We start from the raw sequence: 23,064 nt of genomic DNA on the forward strand, positions 1-23,064 counted from the left end.
GCTGATGCGAACTGCTGAGTGGTCGATCTGAAGAGGCGGGTGATTTATTTCCGGCGCTTGACCTGTAAACTCGCGAGCTTTGGCTCTGTGCTGTTGCAGGCGCGCAGTATCGCATAAGTGGGCGCGTAGTTCGCCTGCTCTTTATCTATAGGCGCAAACTCTTTCAATGAATCTGCTCAAATCGTTGGCTGCCGTCAGCTCTATCACGATGATTTCCCGGGTATTGGGGTTCGTGCGCGACACCCTGCTGGCCCGCATCTTTGGCGCCAGCATGGCCACGGATGCGTTCTTTATTGCCTTTAAACTGCCCAACCTGTTGCGGCGGATCTTTGCCGAAGGCGCGTTTTCCCAGGCGTTCGTGCCGATTCTGGCCGAATACAAGACCCAGCATGGCGAGGAGGCGACTCGTACGTTCATCGCCTACGTCTCGGGTTTGCTGACGCTGGTGCTGATGCTGGTAACCATCGTCGGGATGCTCGCCGCGCCCTGGGTGATCTGGGCCACGGCGCCGGGTTTTGCCAACACGCCGGAAAAGTTCGCGCTGACCACTGATCTGCTGCGGGTGACCTTTCCTTATATATTGCTGATTTCCCTGTCTTCGCTCGCCGGGGCGATCCTCAATACCTGGAATCGTTTCTCGGTACCGGCCTTTGTGCCGACCTTGCTGAACGTCAGCATGATTATTTTTGCGCTGTTCCTCACGCCGTATTTCGACCCTCCGGTCATGGCCCTGGGTTGGGCGGTGCTGGCCGGCGGCCTGGCGCAGTTGTTGTACCAACTGCCGCACCTGAAAAAAATCGGCATGCTCGTACTGCCGCGCCTGAACCTCAAGGACACCGGCGTCTGGCGCGTGATGCGCAATATGCTGCCGGCGATCCTCGGGGTGTCGGTCAGTCAGATTTCGCTGATCATCAACACCGCGTTTGCCTCGTTGCTGGTGTCCGGGTCGGTATCGTGGATGTATTACGCCGACCGTCTGATGGAGTTGCCATCCGGTGTGCTTGGCGTGGCATTGGGCACGATCCTGCTGCCGACCCTGGCGCGCACCTATGCCAGCAAGGATCGTCAGGAGTATTCGCGCATTCTCGATTGGGGCCTGCGTCTGTGCTTTCTATTGGTGTTGCCATGCGCGCTGGCCTTGGGAATCCTCGCCGAACCGCTGACGGTCTCGCTGTTTCAATACGGGCAATTCGATGCACATGACGCCTTGATGACTCAGCACGCGCTGGTTGCCTACTCTGTCGGCCTGCTCGGTATTATCGTGATCAAGGTGCTGGCGCCGGGCTTCTACGCACAGCAAAACATCCGCACGCCGGTGAAGATCGCGATTTTCACGCTGATCGTCACACAGTTGCTCAACCTGCTGTTTATCGGTCCGTTGGCCCATGCCGGGCTGGCGCTGGCGATCAGTGCCGGTGCCTGTATCAATGCCGGCCTGTTGTTTTATCAGCTGCGCAAGCAGCAGATGTACCAGCCGCAGCCGGGTTGGGGAATGTTCACGCTCAAGTTGCTTGTGGCGGTGGCCGCAATGTCCGCGGTGCTGGTGGGGCTGATGCAGGTGATGCCGGCCTGGGGTGATGGCGATATGCTGGAGCGCTTCATGCGCCTGGGCGCATTGGTAGTGGCGGGCGTGGTGGTGTACTTCGGGATGTTGCTGTTGCAGGGTTTCCGCCTGCGTGATTTCAATCGCAAGTCGTTGGGATAGAGAGTTTGCCGCGATAAAACGGTTGTTTTATCGATTCGATCCATTTGGCCTGCGCTGTTGCCTGTCGTCCGGGGCTGGGTGTGGTTATAATCGACCACTTTATGAGCAAGAAGCGCGTTATGCAGCTGGTTCGAGGTCTCCACAACCTGCGCCCCGAGCATCGGGGCTGCGTCGCCACTATTGGCAACTTTGACGGTGTTCACCGTGGCCACCAGGCTATCCTGGCTCGGCTGCGCGAGCGTGCGGTCGAGTTGGGCGTGCCCAGCTGCGTGGTGATTTTTGAGCCACAACCGCGGGAGTTCTTTACTCCGGAAACGGCGCCGGCACGCTTGGCGCGCTTGCGGGACAAGTTGCAGCTGTTGGCGGAGGAGGGCGTGGACCGTGTCCTCTGCCTGGCATTCAACCAGCGTTTGCGCAGCCTCAGCGCCGCCGAGTTCGTCGACCGCATCCTGGTGGACGGCTTGGGTGTGCAGCACCTGGAGGTCGGCGACGACTTCCATTTCGGTTGTGACCGGGTCGGGGATTTCGATTTCCTGCAACATGCCGGTGTGAATCAGGGTTTCACTGTCGAAGCCGCGCAAACCGTCGAACTGGACGGCCTGCGCGTGAGCAGCACCCAGGTGCGTAACGCCCTGGCCGCCGCCGACTTCGACCTGGCCGAGCGTTTGCTCGGCCGCCCGTTCCGCATTGCCGGACGGGTATTGCACGGCCAGAAGCTGGCGCGCCAATTGGGCACGCCAACCGCCAACGTGCAACTCAAGCGCCGTCGTGTGCCGCTGACCGGGGTTTACTTGGTAAGCGTCGACATCGATGGCCAATCGTGGCCGGGAGTCGCCAATATAGGCGTCAGACCCACGGTTGCAGGTGATGGCAAGGCCCACCTGGAAGTTCACCTTTTGGATTTTGCCGGTGATTTATACGACCGGCGTTTGACGGTGGTTTTCCACCAGAAGCTGCGTGAAGAGCAGCGTTTCGCCTCCCTGGAGGCGTTGAAAACGGCGATCAATGCGGATGTCGCCGCCGCCCGTGCACTAGCCGCACCTAGCGCCCATCGCTAACCGAAGAGCCTTAAATGACCGACTATAAAGCCACGCTAAACCTTCCGGACACCGCCTTCCCAATGAAGGCCGGCCTGCCACAGCGCGAACCGCAGATCCTGCAGCGCTGGGACAGTATTGGCCTGTACGGAAAGTTGCGCGAAATTGGCAAGGATCGTCCGAAGTTCGTCCTGCACGACGGCCCTCCTTATGCCAACGGCACGATTCACATCGGTCACGCGCTGAACAAGATTCTCAAGGACATGATCCTGCGCTCCAAGACCCTGTCGGGCTTCGACGCGCCGTATGTCCCGGGTTGGGACTGCCACGGCCTGCCGATCGAGCACAAAGTCGAAGTGACTTACGGCAAGAACCTGGGCGCGGACAAGACCCGCGAACTGTGCCGTGCCTACGCCGCCGAGCAGATCGAAGGGCAGAAGTCTGAATTCATCCGCCTGGGTGTGCTCGGCGAGTGGGACAACCCCTACAAGACCATGAACTTCAAGAACGAGGCCGGTGAAATCCGCGCCTTGGCCGAAATCGTCAAAGGCGGTTTCGTGTTCAAGGGCCTCAAGCCCGTGAACTGGTGCTTCGACTGCGGTTCGGCCCTGGCCGAAGCGGAAGTGGAGTACGAAGACAAGAAGTCCTCGACCATCGACGTGGCCTTCCCGATCGCCGACGACGCCAAGCTGGCCGAGGCCTTTGGCCTGGCAAGCCTGAGCAAGCCAGCGGCCATCGTGATCTGGACCACCACCCCATGGACCATCCCGGCCAACCAGGCGCTGAACGTGCACCCGGAATTCACCTACGCCCTGGTGGACGTTGGTGATCGCCTGCTGGTGCTGGCCGAGGAAATGGTCGAGTCGTGCCTGGCGCGTTACGAGCTGCAAGGTTCGGTGATCGCTACCACCACGGGTTCCGCGCTGGAGCTGATCAACTTCCGTCACCCGTTCTATGACCGTCTGTCGCCGGTGTACCTGGCGGACTACGTGGAGCTGGGCGCCGGCACTGGCATCGTTCACTCTGCGCCCGCCTATGGCGTAGACGACTTCGTGACCTGCAAAGCCTATGGCATGGTCAACGACGACATTCTGAATCCAGTGCAAAGCAATGGCGTGTACGCGCCGTCCCTGGAGTTCTTCGGCGGCCAGTTCATCTTCAAGGCCAACCAGCCGATCATCGACAAGCTCTCGGAAGTCGGCGCGCTGTTGCACACCGAAACCATCAAGCACAGCTACATGCACTGCTGGCGCCACAAGACCCCGCTGATCTACCGCGCCACTGCGCAGTGGTTTATCGGTATGGACAAAGAGCCGACCAGCGGCGATACCCTGCGTAACCGCGCGATCAAGGCCATCGAAGACACCACGTTCGTTCCGGCCTGGGGCCAGGCGCGCCTGCATTCGATGATCGCCAATCGTCCGGACTGGTGCATCTCCCGCCAACGTAACTGGGGCGTGCCGATTCCGTTTTTCCTGAACAAGGAAAGCGGCGAGCTGCATCCTCGCACCGTCGAACTGATGGAGCTTGTGGCCCAGCGCGTTGAGCAGGAAGGTATCGAAGCCTGGTTCAAGCTGGACGCCGCCGAGCTGTTGGGCGATGAAGCGCCGCTGTACGACAAGATCAGCGACACCCTCGACGTGTGGTTCGATTCGGGCACCACTCACTGGCACGTGCTGCGTGGCTCGCATCCGATGGGTCACGAGGCCGGCCCGCGCGCCGACCTGTACCTGGAAGGTTCGGACCAACACCGTGGCTGGTTCCACTCGTCGCTGCTGACCGGTTGCGCCATCGACGACCACGCACCGTACCGCGAACTGCTGACCCACGGTTTCACCGTCGACGAGAACGGCCGCAAGATGTCCAAATCCCTGGGCAACGTGATTGCGCCGCAAAAGGTCAATGACACCCTGGGCGCCGACATCATGCGTCTGTGGGTGGCCTCGACTGACTATTCGGGTGAGATGGCTGTTTCGGAGCAGATCCTGCAACGCAGCGCCGACGCCTATCGTCGTATCCGCAATACCGCGCGCTTCATGCTGTCGAACCTGACCGGTTTCAACCCGGCCACCGACCTGCTGCCGGCCGAAGACATGCTCGCGCTGGACCGTTGGGCCGTGGACCGTACCCTGTTGCTGCAGCGTGAGTTGCAAGAGCACTACGGCGAATACCGCTTCTGGAATGTCTACTCCAAGATCCACAACTTCTGCGTGCAGGAGCTGGGCGGTTTCTACCTCGACATCATCAAGGACCGCCAGTACACCACCGGCGCCAACAGCAAAGCTCGCCGTTCGGCGCAGACCGCGCTGTACCACATCAGCGAAGCGCTGGTGCGCTGGATCGCACCGATCCTGGCGTTCACCGCCGACGAACTGTGGGAATACCTGCCGGGCGAGCGTAACGAGTCCGTCATGCTCAACACCTGGTACGAAGGCTTGACCGAACTGCCGGCCGACTTCGAACTGGGCCGCGAGTACTGGGCGGGCGTCATGGCCGTCAAGGTTGCGGTGAACAAGGAACTGGAAGTCCAGCGTGCGGCCAAGGCCGTGGGTGGCAACCTGCAAGCCGAAGTCACCCTGTTTGCCGAGGATGGCCTGACTGCTGACCTGGCCAAGCTGAGCAACGAACTGCGCTTCGTACTGATCACCTCCACCGCGAGCCTGGCACCTTTCGCCCAGGCCCCGGCAGATGCCGTGGTCACCGAGGTACCGGGCCTGAAGCTCAAGGTGGTGAAATCGGCCTTCCCTAAATGCGCCCGTTGCTGGCACTGCCGTGAAGATGTCGGTGTGAACCCTGAGCACCCGGAAATCTGCGGTCGTTGTGTCGATAACATCAGCGGTGAAGGCGAGGTTCGCCACTATGCCTAATGCAGCCAGTCGTTTCGGACGTCTGGGCTGGCTCGTACTGAGCCTGCTGGTGCTGGTTATTGACCAGGTCAGCAAGGCTCACTTCGAGGGCTCCCTGGAAATGTTCCAGCAAATCGTGGTGATTCCGGATTACTTCAGCTGGACCCTGGCCTACAACACTGGCGCCGCCTTCAGCTTCCTCGCTGACGGCGGCGGCTGGCAGCGCTGGCTGTTCGCGGTGATCGCCCTTGTGGTCAGTGCCGTGCTGGTGGTGTGGCTAAAGCGCCTGGGTCGCGACGACACCTGGCTGGCTATCGCGCTGGCCCTGGTGTTGGGCGGCGCGCTGGGTAACCTGTATGACCGCATCGCCCTGGGCCATGTGATCGACTTCATCCTGGTGCACTGGCAGAACCGCCACTACTTCCCTGCGTTCAACTTTGCCGACAGCGCCATCACCGTTGGTGCAATCATGCTGGCGCTGGATATGTTCAAGAGCAAGAAAACCGGAGAAACCGTCAATGACTGATCAGGTATTGGCTGAGCAACGCATCGGCCAGAACACGGAAGTCACTTTGCATTTCGCATTGCGCCTGGAGAATGGCGACACGGTAGACAGCACCTTCGACAAAGCCCCGGCGACCTTCAAGGTTGGTGACGGTAACCTGCTGCCTGGTTTTGAAGCGGCATTGTTCGGGTTCAAGGCGGGCGACAAGCGCAACCTGCAGATCCTGCCGGAAAACGCCTTCGGCCAACCCAACCCGCAAAACGTGCAGATCATCCCGCGTTCGCAGTTCGAGGGTATGGACCTGTCGGAAGGCTTGCTGGTGATCTTCAATGATGCGGCAAATACCGAATTGCCCGGTGTGGTTAAAGCCTTCGATGATGCGCAAGTGACCATCGACTTCAACCATCCGTTGGCCGGTAAAACCTTGACGTTTGATGTTGAAATCATCGACGTTAAAGCGCTCTAACTGACGAAACCGGTTCCTGTGGGGCTGGCTTGTGTGGGAGCTGGCTTGCCTGCGATAGCATCACCTCGGTGTACCTGATACATCGAGACGTTTGCATCGCGGGCAAGCCCGCTCACACAGACGCTTATTCTATAGAGCTGAGTTGATCCAATTTCTTGGCCTGCAAGGCACGAGGCACAGCATGCAAATCAAACTCGCCAACCCCCGTGGCTTCTGCGCTGGCGTGGACCGGGCGATCGAAATCGTCAACCGCGCCTTGGAAGTCTTCGGGCCGCCGATTTATGTGCGCCACGAAGTCGTGCATAACAAGTTCGTGGTCGAAGACCTGCGCGCACGCGGTGCGATCTTTGTCGAAGAACTCGACCAGGTACCCGACGACGTTATCGTCATCTTCAGTGCCCATGGCGTGTCCCAGGCCGTACGTACCGAAGCGGCCGGCCGTGGCCTAAAAGTGTTCGATGCCACCTGCCCGCTGGTAACCAAGGTGCACATCGAAGTGGCGCGTTATAGCCGCGACGGTCGCGAATGCATCCTGATCGGCCATGCCGGTCACCCGGAAGTCGAAGGCACCATGGGCCAGTACGACGCCAGCAACGGCGGCGCCATCTACCTGGTTGAAGACGAAAAAGACGTCGCCAACTTGCAGGTGCACAATCCCGACCGCCTGGCTTTCGTTACCCAGACCACCTTGTCCATGGACGATACCAGCCGCGTCATCGATGCCCTGCGCACGCGTTTCCCGGCCATTGGCGGCCCACGCAAGGATGACATCTGCTACGCCACGCAAAACCGCCAGGATGCGGTCAAGCAACTGGCGAATGAGTGTGATGTTGTGCTGGTGGTCGGCAGCCCTAACAGTTCCAACTCCAACCGCTTGCGTGAGCTGGCCGAACGCATGGCCACGCCGGCGTACTTGATCGACGGTGCCGAAGACATGCAGCGCAGCTGGTTCGATGGCGTTGAGCGTATCGGCATCACGGCGGGTGCCTCCGCTCCGGAAGTGCTGGTGCGCGGTGTGATCCAACAGTTGCAAGCCTGGGGTGCTACCGGCGCCGATGAGCTGGCGGGTCGTGAAGAAAACATCACGTTCTCGATGCCCAAGGAACTGCGGGTCCGCTCGCTGCTCTGACGGCCAGGGTGCTGGAATAGCCTCGGCATAAGGCCTGTTCGGTCTTGTCACTGCGCAGGCTGACGCGCCCGCTGGGGGCCAGCACGATCTGATACAGGCTCTGTGCCTGGTCCTTGCCACACACATGCACGGTGCCGGCACGAAATCCCCCGCCGGCGAACACTGGCTCCCCCAGGCCGCTGAAGCGCACCTGGCTCGTAACCGGGCCATTACCGGCGACCGGCACGCGCCCATTGCTCTCGCGCTCCAGCAATACCGGATTGTCGTCATCCAGGTGGCCGCGCCCACTCACATCCAGTATCACGCGCCATCCCAGGCTCCAGTCCTCGTCCTTTGCATGAATGACCACCGCCCGGTTACGCGCGATGGCCTCGGTGCGTGCGTAGCGCAGCCCGGAGGCAAGTGCTTGGGCCACGTTTTGTCGTTGCTGCGATTCATGTAAACCCTTGAAACCGGGTACGGCCAGTTGCGCGAGGAAACTGGTGACGATCAGCCCCAGCAACATCTCAATCAGGGTGAAACCTTCTTGTTTCATGTGCGTTCCCTCCTTGGGCACGAGTAGGTTTTCTAGGTATAGCGCTTGGTCGTTGGCGCTGGATGATGGCCTTTATGTCCAAAGTATTTCCCTTTGTTCCGGGAGCAGCGCCGCTCGAAAACCGACGCTAGTCTTGGGTCGCACAGCAGGTCTTGCCTGCTTTTTTTCACCGGCCTTCGACATGGATGACGACGGAAATGCCAGCCTGCCAGAACCGATTCCTGCGCGTTGCGCACTCGCGCCAATCCGGCATGACGCTGGTCGAGGTGCTGGTAGCGCTGTTGATTTTGGCGATCGGCCTGATGGGCGCTGCGGTGCTGCAACTCAACGCGCTCAAGTACACCAACAGCGCCAGGATGACCAGCCAAGCCAGTTTTATTGCCTATGACATGCTCGACCGCATTCGCACCAATGCTGGCGCCGATTACACATGGGGCAGGGCGGAGCTGGCGCCGCCCAACACTGCCACCGCCAGCGTGCGTGACCTCGACCTGCACGATTTCGAGGCCAATATCACGGGTTTTGCCGGCGAGGATGCCAAAGGTTCAGTGGTGGTGAACGGGCAAGAGGTCACCATCAGCATCAGTTGGGCGGATGCCCGAGCAGCAAACCGCCCAGGGGCGCGGGAAACCTTCACCCTGACCAGTCGCATCAGTAATGAACAGGGAGTGTCGCAATGAAGCGTCTTGGGCGAGGTTTCAGTCTGGTGGAAGTGTTGCTGGCGCTTGCCATCGGGTTGGTCTTGATACTGGGGGCGAGCCAGATACTGATCAGTTCGCGGTTGACCCATGCCAGCCAGCAGGCCGCCATGCTGCTGCAGGATGATGCGCGGTTTGTGCTGAGCAAGATCACCCAGGATATTCGCCAGGCAGGCATGCTGGGGTGTTTGGCCGTGGCCGCTATCGACAATGCTCCGGCAGCCTTTGATCGGCCGATAAGCTGGGAGGCGGCGGGGAGTGCGAAGTCACTGACGCTGGTGACCGCGAATGTCGGCGATGGCGTCGGCAAGACTGACTGGACAGTGTTGTCCGACTGCAAGGAGACGGCCAGGGCTTATGCAGGCACACCACCCGGAGCCGAACCCGGCCAACTTCGCTTTGGCATACGCCAACTTACCTACACCTACGAATCGGGTCAGTTGAAGATCAGTACCCCGGCAGCACCGGCCAAGGCAGTATTGATGGATAACGTGCGGGCATTCGACGTCAGCTTCGGCATGGCGGCCACCTCGGTATCGACAGTTGTGGTGCGCTATGACAGCCATCCGGCCGATGAGTCGCTGATACGCAGCGTGCGCATTCTCATGACCCTTCAAGATCCCTCTGGGCGGGTGAAGGACCAGACCTACAGTGTCGTGGCGGCACTGCGAAATCGGCTGGGGTAGGGGCAATGACCATGCAGGGCGGTATCCAAATGCGGCAGGCCGGGACGGTGCTGCTGATCAGTCTGGTGTTCCTGTTGGTGCTGTCGCAGGTGGGGCTGTCCTCGATACAGGCTGCGGTCTCCCAGCAAAAAGTCGCGAGCAGCCTCTGGCATCGCAATCAATCGTTTCAATCTGCCGAAAGCGGCCTGAGGTTGGGGGAATCGGCCGTGCAAAAGGTTGGCCAGGCGATGCCTGTCTGCCACTCGATCACCCGTTGTGCGCCGCCTGCTGAAGCGTTTTCCTTGACGGCGGCCGGGACGAACCCTGTCTCGGCGATCACCTGGCTTGCCTTGAAGAATGGGTTTTATGGCATTCAATCCCTCGGCGAGGGTGAAGGGCTGGCTCATTTGCCGTCCCATTCCCTGGCCACGCTTTTTCGAGTCACTTCGGTCGGTCTCGCGGGGCAATCGCGCACGGTGCTGGAGACGGTCTATGCCCGTGTAGAGGAGGGCGGCCGCGTCAGGTTTCGACGGGTCTTATGGCGGCAACTTCAATAAGGAGCAATCGGATGGGCAAGGAGAGCCAGGGTTTTACCCTGATTGAGTTACTGATCGTCGTGGCGATCATCGCGTTGCTGGCCGGGATTGCGTATCCCGGGTACCTCAGCCAGGTGAAGAAGGCGTATCGGGCGCAGATCGTCGCGTTGTTGAGCGAACAGGCCCAGCAACTGGAGCGTTCTTATACGAGGAATGGCACTTTTATTGATGCAGGCGACGTCAGCGCGGGCAATGATCATTATAGAATCAGTGCCGTCCTCAACCCTCAGGATTTTGACCTGCTCGCCACACCCGCTGCGGACTCGGTCATGGCGAACGACGAGTGCGCAGCATTCAGCTTGACCAGCACCGGTATGCGCGGCAACCCGGGAGCAGGGCCTGAAATGTCGCCCAAGGTCTGCTGGGGGCAAGGATGAGCGTACTTGAAGCGTGGGCGCCGGGCGCGCCTTTCCCTGTTTATCGGCTGGATCAAATGATGGCTAAGCAACAGCAAGTAGTGATTGTCGGCGGCGGAGTAATCGGTCTGTTGACGGCGTACAACCTCGCCAGTGAGGGCCAGGCGGTCACGCTGCTGGAGCGCGGTGGGCTTGGGCAAGAGGCTTCCTGGGCGGGCGGTGGGATTGTCTCGCCGTTGTACCCGTGGCGCTATAGCCAGGCGGTCACTGCCTTGGCCCATTGGTCCCAGGATTTTTACCCTCAACTGGCGCAACGGCTATTTGCTGCTACCGGCGTCGATCCGGAGGTACATACCACGGGTTTGTATTGGCTCGACCTGGATGACGAAGCGCAAGCACTGGCCTGGGCTGCCCGTGAAGGGCGACCGTTGAGCAAGGTGGATGTATCGGCGGCCCATGACGCGGTGCCGGTGCTGGGGGGGGGCTACTCCCAGGCGATCTACATGGCCAACGTGGCCAATATTCGCAACCCGCGCCTGGTCAAATCATTGAAGGCGGCGCTGCTGGCGTTGCCGAACGTGACGATTCGCGAGCAATGCGATGTGTCGGGCTTTGTACTCGGCGGCGGCAGGGTGGTGGGTGTGAATACCGCTACGGGCCACGTTTTGGGGGATCACGTGTTGCTCGCGGCCGGCGCCTGGAGCGGGCAACTGCTGGATACGCTGGGCTTGGGGCTACCCGTGGAGCCGGTTAAAGGCCAGATGATCCTGTACAAATGCGCGTCCGATTTTTTATCCAGCATGGTCCTGGCCAAGGGGCGTTATGCGATCCCGCGGCGGGATGGGCACATCCTGATCGGCAGCACGTTGGAGTATGAGGGATTCGACAAGACGCCGACCGACACCGCGCTTGAAAGCCTCAAGGCATCTGCGCAGGAACTGATTCCCGCCTTGACGGACGCCGAAGTGGTCGGGCATTGGGCCGGTTTGCGGCCTGGCTCACCCGAAGGTATACCGTTTATCGGTGAGGTCCCTGGCTTCAGGGGGCTGTGGCTCAATTGTGGGCATTACCGCAATGGTCTGGTACTCGCACCGGCATCTTGCCAGTTGTTCACCGATTTGCTGCTGGCGCGGGCTCCGATCATCGATCCAGCGCCTTACGCCCCCGCAGGTCGCCTCAACGCTGGATAGACTTTGGCCCTTGTTCCAGGTGCGCCTGGGTGCAGTACCATTCCTGACGTGAGCTCAGTGCGCGGTCCTGCGGCAGGTGCACGCCACAGTGAGCGCAACGCACCATCAGGGCTGCATCCGGCTCGACAGGCCGTTGCTGACGGGAGGCAGGGTTTTTGAATTTGCGCCAGAACCATACCGCGGCAGCAATGACGGCAATCCAGAACAGTAGACGAAGCATGATGGGCAGTTTCTCGACAAGGAATGCGCCAGTTTAGCCAAGGTGGTCACGGGCGCACAGGGCAATAAATACTCGCTCATAAAAAAGGGAGCTCCTTCAGAGCTCCCTTTTGCGTTGCGTCGAACAATCAGTCGAACACACCGAAGGTCATGTAGCTGAACCACGAACGGTCCTGGTTGTCGCCCAGGGCTTGCGGCTCTTCTTCTTCGATCACATCGCCGTTCTCGTCGTGCGGCTTGAGCTCCGAAGGAATGGCGTCCTTGGCGTCCTGGTACTGCTTGATCACGTCCTGGTTGGCGCGGGTTTCACCCGGCGGCAGCGGTGGACGGGACTCGATCAGGCCCAGGGTGTACTTGCTCAGCCACGAACGGTTGTCCGCTTCGTCAACCTGAGGCACGAACTGGCCGTCTTTCAGGCTAGGGTGGTCAGGGTAGTTGAGCTTCAGGGTTTCCAGGCTGGTAGTCGCGAGGGTGTCCAGGTGCAGACGCTGGTAAGCCTCGGTCATCACGGCCAGGCCGTCACCCACGGACGGGGTTTCCTGGAAGTTTTCCACCACGTAGCGGCCACGGTTGGCTGCGGCCACATAAGCCTGACGGGTCAGGTAGTAGTGGGCCACGTGGATCTCGTACGAAGCCAGCAGGTTGCGCAGGTAGATCATGCGCTGCTTGGCGTCCGGCGCATAGCGGCTGTTGGGGTAGCGGCTGGTCAGCTGGGCGAACTCGTTATAGGAGTCGCGGGCAGCACCCGGGTCGCGCTTGGTCATGTCCAGCGGCAGGAAGCGCGCCAGCAGGCCAACATCCTGGTCGAACGAGGTCAGGCCCTTCATGTAGTAGGCGTAGTCCACGTTCGGGTGCTGCGGGTGCAGGCGGATGAAACGCTCGGCAGCGGACTTGGCAGCTTCCGGCTCGGCGTTCTTGTAGTTGGCGTAGATCAGCTCAAGCTGGGCCTGGTCGGCATAGCGGCCGAACGGGTAACGCGACTCCAATGCCTTCAGCTTCGCTGTGGCGCTGGTGAAGCTATTATTGTCCAAGTCTGTCTGAGCTTGCTGGTACAGCTCGACTTCGCTCAGGTTTTCGTCGACGACGTCCTTTGTTGACGAGCAAGCAGCAGTCATGGCGAGGATGGCGATCAGCAGCAGGTGTTTCACTTGCATGGCGGCTTGCGTCCCTATGACGGCCGCTGTCTTGGGCGGGGCCGTCCTGTTATGATGAGCGCCCCGTTGGAAGCCTCGGGGCAAAAGACGCCGTATTTAACCACAAGCGCGCAGCCGAAACCAAAGGCTACGCCACGCCTAGTCTGAGCATGTCCGATAAAATTGAACTTCGCGCAGAGGTGCCGTCCGAATTGGGCGGCCAACGCCTCGATCAAGTCGCCGCACAATTATTCGCTGAGCACTCGCGCTCGCGCCTTTCCGCCTGGATCAAAGACGGCCGCCTGACTGTGGATGGAGCGGTTATCCGCCCGCGAGACATAGTCCATGGCGGTGCGATTCTTGAGCTGACTGCCGAGCAGGAAGCCCAGGGAGAATGGGTTGCCCAGGACATCGAGCTGGATATCGTCTATGAAGACGACGACATCCTGGTCATCAACAAACCCGCGGGCCTGGTGGTTCACCCGGCCGCCGGGCACGCTGATGGCACCTTGCTCAATGCCCTGTTGCACCACGTGCCGGACATCATCAATGTGCCGCGCTGCGGCATCGTGCACCGTCTGGACAAGGACACCACCGGCCTTATGGTGGTAGCCAAGACCATTCAGGCGCAGACGCAACTGGTTACGCAATTGCAGAGCCGTAGCGTCAGCCGCATCTATGAGTGCATTGTGATCGGCGTCGTTGTGGCCGGTGGCAAAATCAACGCGCCCATTGGTCGTCACGGCCAGCAGCGCCAGCGTATGGCGGTGATGGAGGGCGGCAAGCAGGCCGTCAGCCACTACCGTGTGCTGGAGCGTTTCCGCTCCCACACCCATGTGCGGGTCAAGCTGGAAACCGGGCGTACCCACCAGATTCGCGTGCACATGGCGCACATCAACTTTCCGTTGGTCGGCGACCCAGCCTACGGTGGCCGCTTCCGTATTCCGCCGGCGGCCAGCCAGACCATGGTTGAGTCGCTCAAGACGTTCCCGCGCCAGGCACTGCATGCACGCTTCCTGGAACTGGATCATCCGACGAGCGGTAAGCGCATGAGCTGGGAATCGCCACTTCCAGACGATCTGGTCTGGCTGCTTTCGCTTCTCAAGCAGGATCGCGAGGCGTTTGTCGGATGAATGACTGGCTGATACCTGACTGGCCCGCGCCGGCCCGGGTAAAAGCCTGCGTCACCACCCGTGCGGGCGGCGTCAGCCTGGCGCCGTTCGACAGCCTCAACCTGGGCGATCATGTCGAGGACAGCCTTGAGGCCGTCCTTGAAAATCGTCGTCGCCTGAGTGACGCCTTCGATATCCAGCCTGCCTGGTTGCGTCAAGTCCATGGCACTCAGGTGGTTGAGACCGATCCGGGCCGTACTGTCGAGGCAGACGGCAGTTGGACCAGCACCGCTGGCATCGCCTGCACATCCATGACCGCCGATTGCCTGCCTGCGCTGTTCTGTAATCGAGCGGGCACCCGCGTTGCTGCAGCCCATGCCGGTTGGCGTGGCTTGGCCGCTGGGGTGCTGGAGGCCGCGTTCGAAAGCCTGGATAGCGCTCCCGCAGACGTTCTGGTCTGGCTCGGCCCTGCCATTGGCCCGCAAGCCTTCGAAGTTGGCCCGGAGGTGCGTGAAGTGTTCATGCAGCAACTGCCGGCCACCGCTGAAGCCTTTGTTCCCAGCCACAACGCTGGCAAGTTCATGGCCGACATCTACCAGCTGGCGCGTCTGCGTCTGGGAGTGCGCGGTGTTTCCGCTGTGTATGGTGGCGGTTTGTGCACTGTGACCGACCCGCGTTTCTTTTCTTATCGCCGCAGCCCGCGTACGGGCCGATTCGCCTCCCTTATCTGGCTTGAACGCTAGACTGTCCTGACCTGTATCAACCGTCCGCCGCTTGAAACGCCCAGAATCCACCCCATCTATAAGGGTATCTGGCAGGTTTCTTCATTCAGGATGTGTTTGTTCATAGCTCCGGCCTGCTCAAAAGGAAGGTGACTAATGCGTATTGATCGTTTAACCAGCAAATTACAGTTGGCCTTGTCCGACTCTCAATCCTTGGCGGTGGGCCTCGACCACCCGGCCATTGAACCTGCGCACTTGATGCAGGCACTCCTGGAACAGCAAGGTGGTTCTATCAAACCCTTGCTGATGCAGGTGGGCTTTGACGTTAACAGCCTGCGCAAGGAGTTGAGCAAAGAGCTCGACCAACTGCCGAAAATCCAGAATCCCACCGGTGACGTGAATATGTCCCAGGATCTGGCGCGCCTGCTCAACCAGGCCGACCGCCTGGCCCAGCAGAAAGGTGACCAGTTCATCTCCAGCGAACTGGTGCTGCTCGCCGCCATGGACGACAACAGCAAGCTCGGCAAATTGTTGCTGGGCCAGGGCGTGAGCAAGAAAGCCCTGGAAAACGCCATCAACAACCTGCGTGGCGGCGAGGCGGTGAACGACCCTAACCATGAGGAGTCGCGCCAGGCCTTGGACAAATACACCGTAGACCTGACCAAGCGTGCCGAAGAAGGCAAGCTGGACCCGGTGATCGGCCGTGACGACGAGATTCGTCGCACCATCCAGGTGTTGCAACGTCGCACCAAGAACAACCCGGTGTTGATCGGTGAACCTGGCGTGGGTAAAACCGCGATTGCCGAGGGCTTGGCCCAGCGCATCATTAATGGTGAAGTGCCAGACGGCCTCAAAGGCAAGCGCCTGCTGTCTCTGGATATGGGCTCGCTGATTGCCGGTGCCAAGTTCCGGGGTGAGTTCGAAGAGCGCCTCAAATCCTTGCTTAACGAATTGTCGAAGCAGGAAGGGCAGATCATTCTGTTTATCGACGAATTGCACACCATGGTCGGCGCCGGTAAGGGCGAAGGCTCCATGGACGCCGGCAACATGCTCAAGCCCGCCTTGGCGCGGGGTGAGTTGCACTGCGTCGGCGCTACTACGCTCAACGAATACCGTCAGTACATCGAAAAGGACGCAGCCCTTGAGCGTCGCTTCCAGAAAGTGCTGGTGGAAGAACCGAGCGAAGAAGACACCATCGCGATCCTGCGTGGCCTGAAAGAGCGCTATGAGGTCCACCATAAGGTGGCGATCACCGACGGTGCGATCATTGCGGCGGCCAAATTGAGCCATCGCTATATCACCGATCGCCAGTTGCCGGACAAGGCTATCGACCTGATCGACGAAGCGGCCAGCCGCATCCGTATGGAGATCGATTCCAAGCCGGAAGTGCTGGATCGCCTGGATCGGCGCCTGATTCAACTGAAAGTCGAATCCCAGGCGTTGAAGAAAGAAGAAGACGAAGCGGCCAAGAAGCGCCTGGAAAAACTCCAGGAAGAAATTGTCCGCCTGGAACGTGAGTATTCGGACCTCGAAGAAATCTGGACCTCGGAAAAAGCCGAAGTACAGGGTTCGGCGCAGATCCAGCAAAAGATCGAGCAGTCCCGTCAGGAACTTGAAGCGGCGCGCCGCAAAGGCGACCTGAACCGCATGGCCGAGTTGCAGTATGGGGTGATCCCGGACCTGGAACGCAGCCTGCAGATGGTCGACCAGCACGGCAAGCCTGAAAACCAGTTGCTGCGCAGCAAGGTGACGGAGGAAGAAATTGCCGAAGTAGTCTCCAAGTGGACCGGTATTCCTGTGTCTAAGATGCTCGAAGGCGAGCGCGACAAGTTGCTGAAGATGGAAAGCCTGTTGCATCAGCGCGTCATCGGCCAGGAAGAGGCCGTGGTGGCGGTGTCCAACGCGGTACGGCGTTCCCGGGCAGGTTTGTCCGACCCGAACCGTCCAAGCGGCTCGTTCATGTTCCTCGGCCCGACCGGTGTGGGTAAGACCGAGTTGTGCAAGGCCCTGGCCGAGTTCCTCTTTGATACTGAAGAGGCCATGGTGCGGATCGATATGTCCGAATTCATGGAGAAACACTCGGTGGCTCGCCTTATCGGCGCACCGCCAGGCTATGTAGGCTATGAAGAGGGCGGTTATCTGACCGAAGCCGTGCGGCGCAAGCCTTACTCGGTGATCCTGCTGGATGAGGTCGAGAAGGCGCACCCGGATGTGTTCAACATCTTGCTGCAGGTGCTGGAGGATGGTCGCTTGACGGACAGCCACGGGCGTACGGTGGACTTCCGCAATACGGTGATCGTGATGACTTCCAACCTGGGGTCGGCACAGATCCAGGAATTGGTGGGTGATCGTGAAGCTCAGCGTGCGGCGGTGATGGACGCGTTGACCACGCACTTCCGTCCGGAATTCATCAACCGGGTCGATGAAGTGGTGATCTTCGAGCCTCTGGCGCGGGATCAGATCGCGGGCATCACCGAGATCCAGTTGGGCCGCCTGCGTAGCCGTCTGGCTGAGCGCGAGCTGGACCTTGAGCTGAGCGGCGAAGCGTTGGACAAGCTGATCGCGGTCGGTTACGACCCGGTGTATGGCGCACGGCCACTCAAACGTGCGATCCAGCGCTGGATCGAGAACCCACTGGCGCAGCTGATTCTGTCGGGCAGCTTTATGCCTGGCACCCGCGTCACGGCGACGGTGAAAGACGACGAAATCGTCTTCCATTAAGCCCTGCGCTTGGCGCAACCATAGAAGGCCCCGCATTGCGGGGCCTTTTTTTTCGATAGGGCGTTGAACTGTAAGGCAAAGGCTTGTAAAGTGCGCCCCGCAGCAACGTCAGCCCACGGGTTTCTTCTCCCCAAGAAGAAATCAGAAAGAAGCGCAAATCATTGTCTTAAAAGCAATTTAAAGGGTTGACAGGGGTTTTTAAGATTGTAGAATAGCGCGCCTCAGAGACGCTAACGTAGCGATACGGACAGGGTCGAAGAGGAGGCAACACAGCAGTAACTTTGAAATATGTAGTTCCGTGATAGCTCAGTCGGTAGAGCAAATGACTGTTAATCATTGGGTCCCAGGTTCGAGTCCTGGTCACGGAGCCAATTTCAAACCGGGGTATAGCGCAGTCCGGTAGCGCGCCTGCTTTGGGAGCAGGATGTCGGGAGTTCGAATCCCCCTACCCCGACCATATTTGGGTCGTTAGCTCAGTTGGTAGAGCAGTTGGCTTTTAACCAATTGGTCGTAGGTTCGAATCCCACACGACCCACCATTTTTGAGACCAGTTGACGCTGGAATCAAATCTTAGAATCAGAGGTTCTAGCTCTGATAGAGGCGGTTTTACGGTTTTGGAAAGTGTTACAGCACTTAGATATCGCCGTAGACATGCAGCCGTCTGAGGCGAACAGTAGTTTCGGTTCGTCATGATGTCAATGTGCATAGGCTTTGCGATGCGCATTCCGGGGTATAGCGCAGTCCGGTAGCGCGCCTGCTTTGGGAGCAGGATGTCGGGAGTTCGAATCCCCCTACCCCGACCATATTTAATGAAAAAGGCGTCTTTATGACGCCTTTTTTTGTGCCTTGAGCAAAGTCGTACCGTTCGTCTGGAAAAAATCCGGATTTCGACCTGGTTCTTTATTCCGGGCATGCGAAAGCCTCTGGCCAACCAGAATTCCCTATAGCCAGTGCGCTTTGATTATGAGCGTACTAGGGCGATGCTCTGGAAAATGATGAGCTTCGCATTGAATGCTCAGTTGAGGTGCGTTTCCTGAATGTGCCGACACCAAGCCCGCTCGCCATTAGCGTCAATAGTAGACTCTGCTCTACTTGATCTACTGGTGGGTCCATAGAGCATGTCATTGACTCGCGATGCAGTTGCGCAGATGCGAGCTCGAGAGCCTTCTGTAGCGCGCTTCGGCCAGTCGACTTGGTCCGCCGATCAATACTGACCTCTGTGCTGCTAGATTGTTGTGGAGCTGGCAGCTTCTTGGGCTCTGGTTGAGCGGTTTCCTGTGAATGCACACCTATTTTGGCGGGTAGGGGGGCAGAGGGTTTGCCACTTGGATCAACCCGTGTCACTCGGCTCAGAGCGCCCTGAGCCCGACTCCGCTCATGTAGAACAGCACGCATATGGTCGTAGTCCGCCTCTATGTAATTCATCGTTGTCGCTAGATTCGAATGATTCAGCAGGCTTTTCGTGAGATGAATGTTTCGCTCAGGCTGCTTCATCAAGTCTGTTGCTAATGTGTGCCTGAAGCGGTGAGGGGTCATGCGCACGCCGATCTTATCGGTGAGCTTGCCGTACATTGACTCCACCTGGTCGATGTTCATTTCCTTGCCATGGAAGTGACGAGAGAATCTGTTGACGTTGAACAGCTGATCGTCTGGTGAAAAACCGATTTTCTCGGCCTCCCCCAAGATCCTGGATAAGTGTGGAGCGAGTCCTTCCATAATGGGGAGGAAAAACTCCCGATGGGTCTTCTCTGTTTCACCGCGGACCAAGATCATCTGGCTGTCCCAGTCGATATCTTTGTAACGCAGGCACAGCAGGGCATTCAGACGTATGCCTGTGTAATAAAACATCTCGAAGACGCTGAGCCAGAACCAGGCAGGTGTGATCTGGCTACGTTCATGCGTACAACGTTCTTGGCCTACAAGGGATATGAGCCAGTTGCGTGCTCGTTGGATGGCGTCTCCATTGATTGTCTTGCTGGCTCGCTTTGGTGGGATAACGCTGGTTTTCTTGAATGGGTTGATCGTGGTATGGGTCATCAGGCCGTGTTCTATGGCGTAGCCCCAAACAGTTCGAAGGTGATTTGAATAGGTGTTCCAGCTGCGTTTGGATAATCCGTTCTCAAGGACTTTTTTTCGCCATGTCAGAACCGCACGATGATCGATCTCCTCAACTGAGGCCGTTCGGAAATGCTTGAGTAGTGCTTTGGTCGAGGCGCGATAGATCTTTGCACTGGCAGGCCGCAGATCATGGGCAAAGATGTATTCCTCCGTCAGATTCGAGGGCGTCGTCATTGTGGCGGCTCCGTTGCTTCTGACTTCAAGGACAGGCTGATATTGTCGAAAGGGACCTCAGAGAAGATTGTTCGCGGGTCTAGTAGTAAGTACCCCTTGAGCTGCTTGGATTTTCGAGGTCCAACAACGTCACAGGTCCAAATATTCAAACTCTTATGCGTTTTTCGATGAAGTTTCTGTTTCTCGAAACTACGTTGAACCAGCTGCCAGGCGCTGACTTGCTGTACTTTGGCTTGCTGTTCGATATGGGGGAATTCAAGGACGTAGCGTTTGAAAATTCCAGGCGTTACCAGCATAGCGGTCCCTGCTACGGTATGAACCAGCGCTTTGGTATCGTTGATAATGATGGTCCGGGATGCGATGCCTTTCTTAAGCCATTCAACAAATCCCTGACCGATCTCGGTGTTATTGCTAGGCATCGGAGTGACTTCTTCGATTATTGCTAAAGGCGCACCTCCTTGATTGGAGGTTTGGGAAGGCTGGATTTCATCCAGTTTCGGAGGCGCGGTATGTGCCGCTGAGACCGCTTTGTTTTTGGTGTCTTCTGATGGCTCATTGATGTTACCAAGGAGCGCCAGTAGCTCGTCAAATTCATCTGTACTGCTCGAGGAATGCTGAGGTAGTTCGAACGGTGATGGCTGTGCCGGTGCTAAAGGCGCCGGCACAGGGCTGGATTGAATTTCCGAAGGCAACTTTTTGGCCGGTGTGGCGACGGTATTTTCAGCTGCAGAGTCTTCTACCGGGTTGCCAGCTTCTACCTCAAGAGTCCCAGCGTAAGCTGTGGGCCGATCACTTGGATCATTCCAGATCAGTGCCGGTGAGAGCTTCAGCAGGGTGAAGGTGTTTCGCCAGCCACGACCATTGTCTATCGTGGCTTTCCAGATTGCCTTGTCTTGGGCATTGGTTTGGATTACCCCCTGATCTTGCAGCATGTTGAAGAAAGGCGCATTCGTACTGGGTACACCTTCAACGCCTTTGGTCAGCAAATAGGCTCGCAATTGATCAGCAATAGGCTTGCTAACCAGCCAAAGAGCATCCTGTGTCAGCCATCCATCTGACGGTCCATCGGGTTGATTCAGTTTGAATGTATCTCGGACCAGGTGACGCAACCCATCTGCTAATTGACGCTGCAAAGACTGTTTGGGCGCGGACAGCGCGCGGGCTGGATTTCCACCGAGCTCCTGTGCGACGGACGCCTGATCGGCCTTGACCACGATCTCTCCCAAAATGCCGGCATGTTCGTACTGACCAGCCAAAATGAAGATTAACTGCGACCACACTTCGGGGAAATTACTGAGCCAATCTAAGATTTCTGAGGAGAGGATCTGCGCGTAGATCAGTGCGGCAGCGGCTCCGTGAAGTTGGTAGTTGCGTCCTTTCACGTAACGGAATCGATAGGGACGATCGATTGGGCCGTGCCACGGGTGCCAGGTTTTACCTCCTGCCAGCTCGACGTGCACGTCGACGGCGATCTTGCCGAGGTCGTGTATCAGAGCGCCGTAAGCCGCGGCGGCAGTCCAGGCCTCAGCCTGTGCTGATTGAGACTCCGGCGGTGCGCCTATAGGAAGCAGGTAGCTCTGTCGAATTTTCAAGGCATAGGCGACGATTTCAAGCCCGTGATCCAGCATGCCGCCAGGGTGTGCATGATGGTGGTTTTGCGAAGCAGGGAGCTGCTGGACCAACTCCGCGTAGCGCTCAAGTGGACGCCTATAGAGCTCGACAAACTGTGAGCGAGATAACGATGCGCGCTGCCAAATGTTCTCCAGTAGTTTCTGACGGCGCGGCGATGCCAGTAGTGCTTGGCTAGAGGCCGGCTGTATAAAACCGTTAGGGGAGGGGCTTTGGGCGGGTAGCGCTTTATTGCGGCGGAAAATAGAGAACATCGCCTGCTCCGTAAATGATTCATGGGGCAGGCTTTTCTCCTATCAAAGGGGGGGCGAGCAAGGGGAAAGGATCACTGGTTGCCTCGGGTATTTCTTTTGGCGAAGAGCCATCTTTCTATGGTGGTGACGGAGAAAGGAATGCAGAATTATCGTCGTTTCGGTCTAAGGGCACGGGGCCGCAGATCGACTATGTGAGGAAAAAATGATGGTTTCACTTCGCTACGCTACGAAATCAACCTCAGATAATGTTTGGGCACTTTGTGATTTGATACGTGACAATAAGTGTGATGAGATCATTCTTTTTGCTAGTGTAGGGAATGATCTTGATGATGAGGAAGCAAGGTGGGACAACAACCTTCCTCTGGTTGTCGCCTTAGCTAAATATGTTATTCCTCACGTTGATAGCGTCTTGGTCATTTTTGATGGAGTGTTTCTAACCGCTGCGCGTTCCGCTCGTTATGGTGAAGTACGTGAACTGCTGGATGTAGCTATTGCGTCTGACAAGGTTTATTACTCTGGGCAGAGAGCCCCACTTACTAGCGAAATGACTCCTGACGAGGCTGTTTCAACTCTTATTAATTTAGGTTCTATCCAACCGTTGACGGTTGAGTCCAGAGCTGAATACTTTTCTTTGCTTAGTAATTTTACAGAAGACGAGTTAGTTGAAGTTTATTCGACTCGCGAGATGCGTTGATGAGATTGGACCTTTTTCCCGCTGAAAGCGGCCCTTTCGGGTAAGGCTTTTACCCTTGTGAACCATTCCATTCGCTTCTACAAAACCTTTTACCTTTTGGGCCATTTTTGTTGTGAAAGGGGGGCATCTGGTGCTGAAGGCAAAGGCCGTTTGTCTCATGATCTTGCAGCATAGAAAAATCGGTATTATAAGTAATGTCAAATCGCCCCTAGACCGGGTAAGAAGGAGACGCACCATGACCGCACAGACCTCTCAGGGAGTAGCAAGTCGCTTAGGCTATGGCCTGGGTCAGGCTGCGCGCCTCGTTTGGTGCAGTCAGAACCGTACCCTGCGTTGGGTCAAGCGTCTGGTTGTGGCTGCCGTACTCCTATATTTTTCTGCAGACATTTTCAGCGGGATTATCAGCGTTGCAGTATTTACCTTGGTTTTGGGTGGAGGGCTCTGGGCGTTGAATCACAGACCTACGCCTCGCAGAAACCAGATAGAGTATGGTCAATGCTATGGCCCCGATGGCTATGGGTACTATGTTGCTGGTCAACGTGTAGACGACGATGATTAAG

At 58.1% G+C, this 23,064-nt stretch carries 21 protein-coding genes and 4 tRNA genes; 20 read left to right on the plus strand and 5 right to left on the minus strand.

Annotation, left to right across the window (positions count from 1 at the left end; genetic code table 11):
- Positions 1 to 166: 166 nt before the first annotated feature.
- The 6 genes from murJ to ispH all read left to right on the plus strand — a co-directional run bounded on the left by murJ (position 167) and on the right by ispH (position 7,688).
- On the plus strand, positions 167 to 1,705 hold the full coding sequence (gene murJ, locus HBO10_RS27610) for a murein biosynthesis integral membrane protein MurJ (protein ID WP_034128060.1): 1,539 nt from the start codon (positions 167 to 169) through the stop codon (positions 1,703 to 1,705).
- 119 nt (positions 1,706 to 1,824) lie between these two features.
- Entirely contained in the window at positions 1,825 to 2,763 is a 939-nt protein-coding gene (gene ribF / locus HBO10_RS27615) for a bifunctional riboflavin kinase/FAD synthetase (RefSeq protein ID WP_003188404.1), read from the plus strand.
- A gap of 14 nt (positions 2,764 to 2,777) precedes the next feature.
- Entirely contained in the window at positions 2,778 to 5,609 is a 2,832-nt protein-coding gene (gene ileS, locus HBO10_RS27620; protein ID WP_034128059.1) for an isoleucine--tRNA ligase, read from the plus strand.
- On the plus strand, positions 5,602 to 6,114 hold the full coding sequence (lspA, locus tag HBO10_RS27625) for a signal peptidase II (protein WP_034128058.1): 513 nt from the start codon (positions 5,602 to 5,604) through the stop codon (positions 6,112 to 6,114). Before ileS ends, lspA begins: the two co-directional genes overlap by 8 nt.
- Before the next feature lie 7 nt (positions 6,115 to 6,121).
- Positions 6,122 to 6,559: a peptidylprolyl isomerase gene (locus HBO10_RS27630; protein WP_169855857.1), complete on the plus strand. Its 438-nt coding sequence runs from the start codon at positions 6,122 to 6,124 to the stop codon at positions 6,557 to 6,559.
- A 181-nt stretch (positions 6,560 to 6,740) separates the two neighbouring features.
- Positions 6,741 to 7,688 carry a 4-hydroxy-3-methylbut-2-enyl diphosphate reductase gene (ispH, locus tag HBO10_RS27635; RefSeq protein WP_032893637.1) on the plus strand — a complete coding sequence of 316 codons (948 nt, stop codon included), beginning with the start codon at positions 6,741 to 6,743 and terminating at the stop codon, positions 7,686 to 7,688.
- On the opposite strand, the gene HBO10_RS27640 is transcribed toward ispH, so the two are convergent.
- A complete protein-coding gene (locus HBO10_RS27640; protein WP_034128057.1) occupies positions 7,642 to 8,223 on the minus strand; it encodes a GspH/FimT family pseudopilin in 582 nt (193 codons plus the stop codon). The two genes, ispH and HBO10_RS27640, sit on opposite strands and share 47 nt — an antisense overlap.
- Before the next feature lie 197 nt (positions 8,224 to 8,420).
- Here HBO10_RS27640 and pilV point away from each other — a divergent pair, with 197 nt between their 5' ends.
- The 5 genes from pilV to thiO are packed head-to-tail and all read left to right on the plus strand — an operon-like array spanning position 8,421 to position 11,728.
- Complete coding sequence (gene pilV, locus HBO10_RS27645; protein WP_034128056.1) at positions 8,421 to 8,903, plus strand: type IV pilus modification protein PilV; 483 nt, start codon at positions 8,421 to 8,423, stop codon at positions 8,901 to 8,903.
- Complete coding sequence (locus HBO10_RS27650) at positions 8,900 to 9,607, plus strand: prepilin-type N-terminal cleavage/methylation domain-containing protein (protein ID WP_034128055.1); 708 nt, start codon at positions 8,900 to 8,902, stop codon at positions 9,605 to 9,607. The genes pilV and HBO10_RS27650 overlap by 4 nt, the downstream gene beginning before the upstream one ends.
- 5 nt (positions 9,608 to 9,612) lie before the next feature.
- A complete protein-coding gene (locus tag HBO10_RS27655) occupies positions 9,613 to 10,143 on the plus strand; it encodes a PilX N-terminal domain-containing pilus assembly protein (protein ID WP_034128054.1) in 531 nt (176 codons plus the stop codon).
- An 11-nt stretch (positions 10,144 to 10,154) separates the two neighbouring features.
- Positions 10,155 to 10,559 (plus strand): type IV pilin protein, encoded by a 405-nt coding sequence (locus HBO10_RS27660; RefSeq protein ID WP_034128053.1) that lies wholly within the window; start codon positions 10,155 to 10,157, stop codon positions 10,557 to 10,559.
- Positions 10,560 to 10,618: 59 nt separating this feature from the next.
- Complete coding sequence (thiO, locus tag HBO10_RS27665; protein ID WP_034128052.1) at positions 10,619 to 11,728, plus strand: glycine oxidase ThiO; 1,110 nt, start codon at positions 10,619 to 10,621, stop codon at positions 11,726 to 11,728.
- Here the strand turns inward: thiO and HBO10_RS27670 are convergent.
- Together HBO10_RS27670 and HBO10_RS27675 are read right to left on the minus strand one after the other, a co-directional pair.
- Positions 11,715 to 11,948, minus strand: a complete 234-nt coding sequence (locus tag HBO10_RS27670) for a PP0621 family protein (protein ID WP_169922175.1) — start codon at positions 11,946 to 11,948, stop codon at positions 11,715 to 11,717. The genes thiO and HBO10_RS27670 overlap by 14 nt on opposite strands.
- A gap of 127 nt (positions 11,949 to 12,075) precedes the next feature.
- A complete protein-coding gene (locus tag HBO10_RS27675) occupies positions 12,076 to 13,101 on the minus strand; it encodes an outer membrane protein assembly factor BamD (protein ID WP_034128050.1) in 1,026 nt (341 codons plus the stop codon).
- A gap of 149 nt (positions 13,102 to 13,250) precedes the next feature.
- Between HBO10_RS27675 and rluD the strand changes: the two genes are divergently transcribed.
- From rluD to HBO10_RS27710, 7 genes are all read left to right on the plus strand, one after another.
- Positions 13,251 to 14,213 carry a 23S rRNA pseudouridine(1911/1915/1917) synthase RluD gene (rluD, locus tag HBO10_RS27680; RefSeq protein ID WP_003188422.1) on the plus strand — a complete coding sequence of 321 codons (963 nt, stop codon included), beginning with the start codon at positions 13,251 to 13,253 and terminating at the stop codon, positions 14,211 to 14,213.
- Complete coding sequence (pgeF, locus tag HBO10_RS27685; protein ID WP_169922176.1) at positions 14,210 to 14,935, plus strand: peptidoglycan editing factor PgeF; 726 nt, start codon at positions 14,210 to 14,212, stop codon at positions 14,933 to 14,935. Before rluD ends, pgeF begins: the two co-directional genes overlap by 4 nt.
- Positions 14,936 to 15,070: 135 nt before the next feature.
- On the plus strand, positions 15,071 to 17,635 hold the full coding sequence (gene clpB / locus HBO10_RS27690; protein WP_003188426.1) for an ATP-dependent chaperone ClpB: 2,565 nt from the start codon (positions 15,071 to 15,073) through the stop codon (positions 17,633 to 17,635).
- A gap of 295 nt (positions 17,636 to 17,930) precedes the next feature.
- Positions 17,931 to 18,006: transfer RNA gene (locus HBO10_RS27695), tRNA-Asn, on the plus strand.
- A gap of 9 nt (positions 18,007 to 18,015) precedes the next feature.
- Positions 18,016 to 18,092: transfer RNA gene (locus HBO10_RS27700), tRNA-Pro, on the plus strand.
- Positions 18,093 to 18,097: 5 nt separating this feature from the next.
- A tRNA-Lys gene (locus tag HBO10_RS27705) sits at positions 18,098 to 18,173 on the plus strand.
- Between the two features lie 188 nt (positions 18,174 to 18,361).
- Positions 18,362 to 18,438, plus strand: a tRNA-Pro gene (locus tag HBO10_RS27710).
- Positions 18,439 to 18,607: 169 nt separating this feature from the next.
- On the opposite strand, the gene HBO10_RS27715 is transcribed toward HBO10_RS27710, so the two are convergent.
- Positions 18,608 to 19,927 carry a site-specific integrase gene (locus HBO10_RS27715; RefSeq protein ID WP_008432853.1) on the minus strand — a complete coding sequence of 440 codons (1,320 nt, stop codon included), beginning with the start codon at positions 19,925 to 19,927 and terminating at the stop codon, positions 18,608 to 18,610.
- Positions 19,924 to 21,810, minus strand: a complete 1,887-nt coding sequence (mobH, locus tag HBO10_RS27720) for a MobH family relaxase (RefSeq protein WP_008432854.1) — start codon at positions 21,808 to 21,810, stop codon at positions 19,924 to 19,926. Before mobH ends, HBO10_RS27715 begins: the two co-directional genes overlap by 4 nt.
- 205 nt (positions 21,811 to 22,015) lie before the next feature.
- On the opposite strand from mobH, the gene HBO10_RS27725 reads away from it, so the two are divergent.
- Together HBO10_RS27725 and HBO10_RS27730 are read left to right on the plus strand one after the other, a co-directional pair.
- Positions 22,016 to 22,504 (plus strand): hypothetical protein, encoded by a 489-nt coding sequence (locus HBO10_RS27725; RefSeq protein WP_034129654.1) that lies wholly within the window; start codon positions 22,016 to 22,018, stop codon positions 22,502 to 22,504.
- 235 nt (positions 22,505 to 22,739) lie between these two features.
- Positions 22,740 to 23,063: a hypothetical protein gene (locus tag HBO10_RS27730; protein WP_008432855.1), complete on the plus strand. Its 324-nt coding sequence runs from the start codon at positions 22,740 to 22,742 to the stop codon at positions 23,061 to 23,063.
- The last annotated feature ends 1 nt before the right edge of the window (position 23,064 follow it).

The organism is Pseudomonas sp. WS 5503, assembly GCF_012985385.1.
Classification (GTDB): Bacteria; Pseudomonadota; Gammaproteobacteria; order Pseudomonadales; family Pseudomonadaceae; genus Aquipseudomonas; species Aquipseudomonas paracarnis.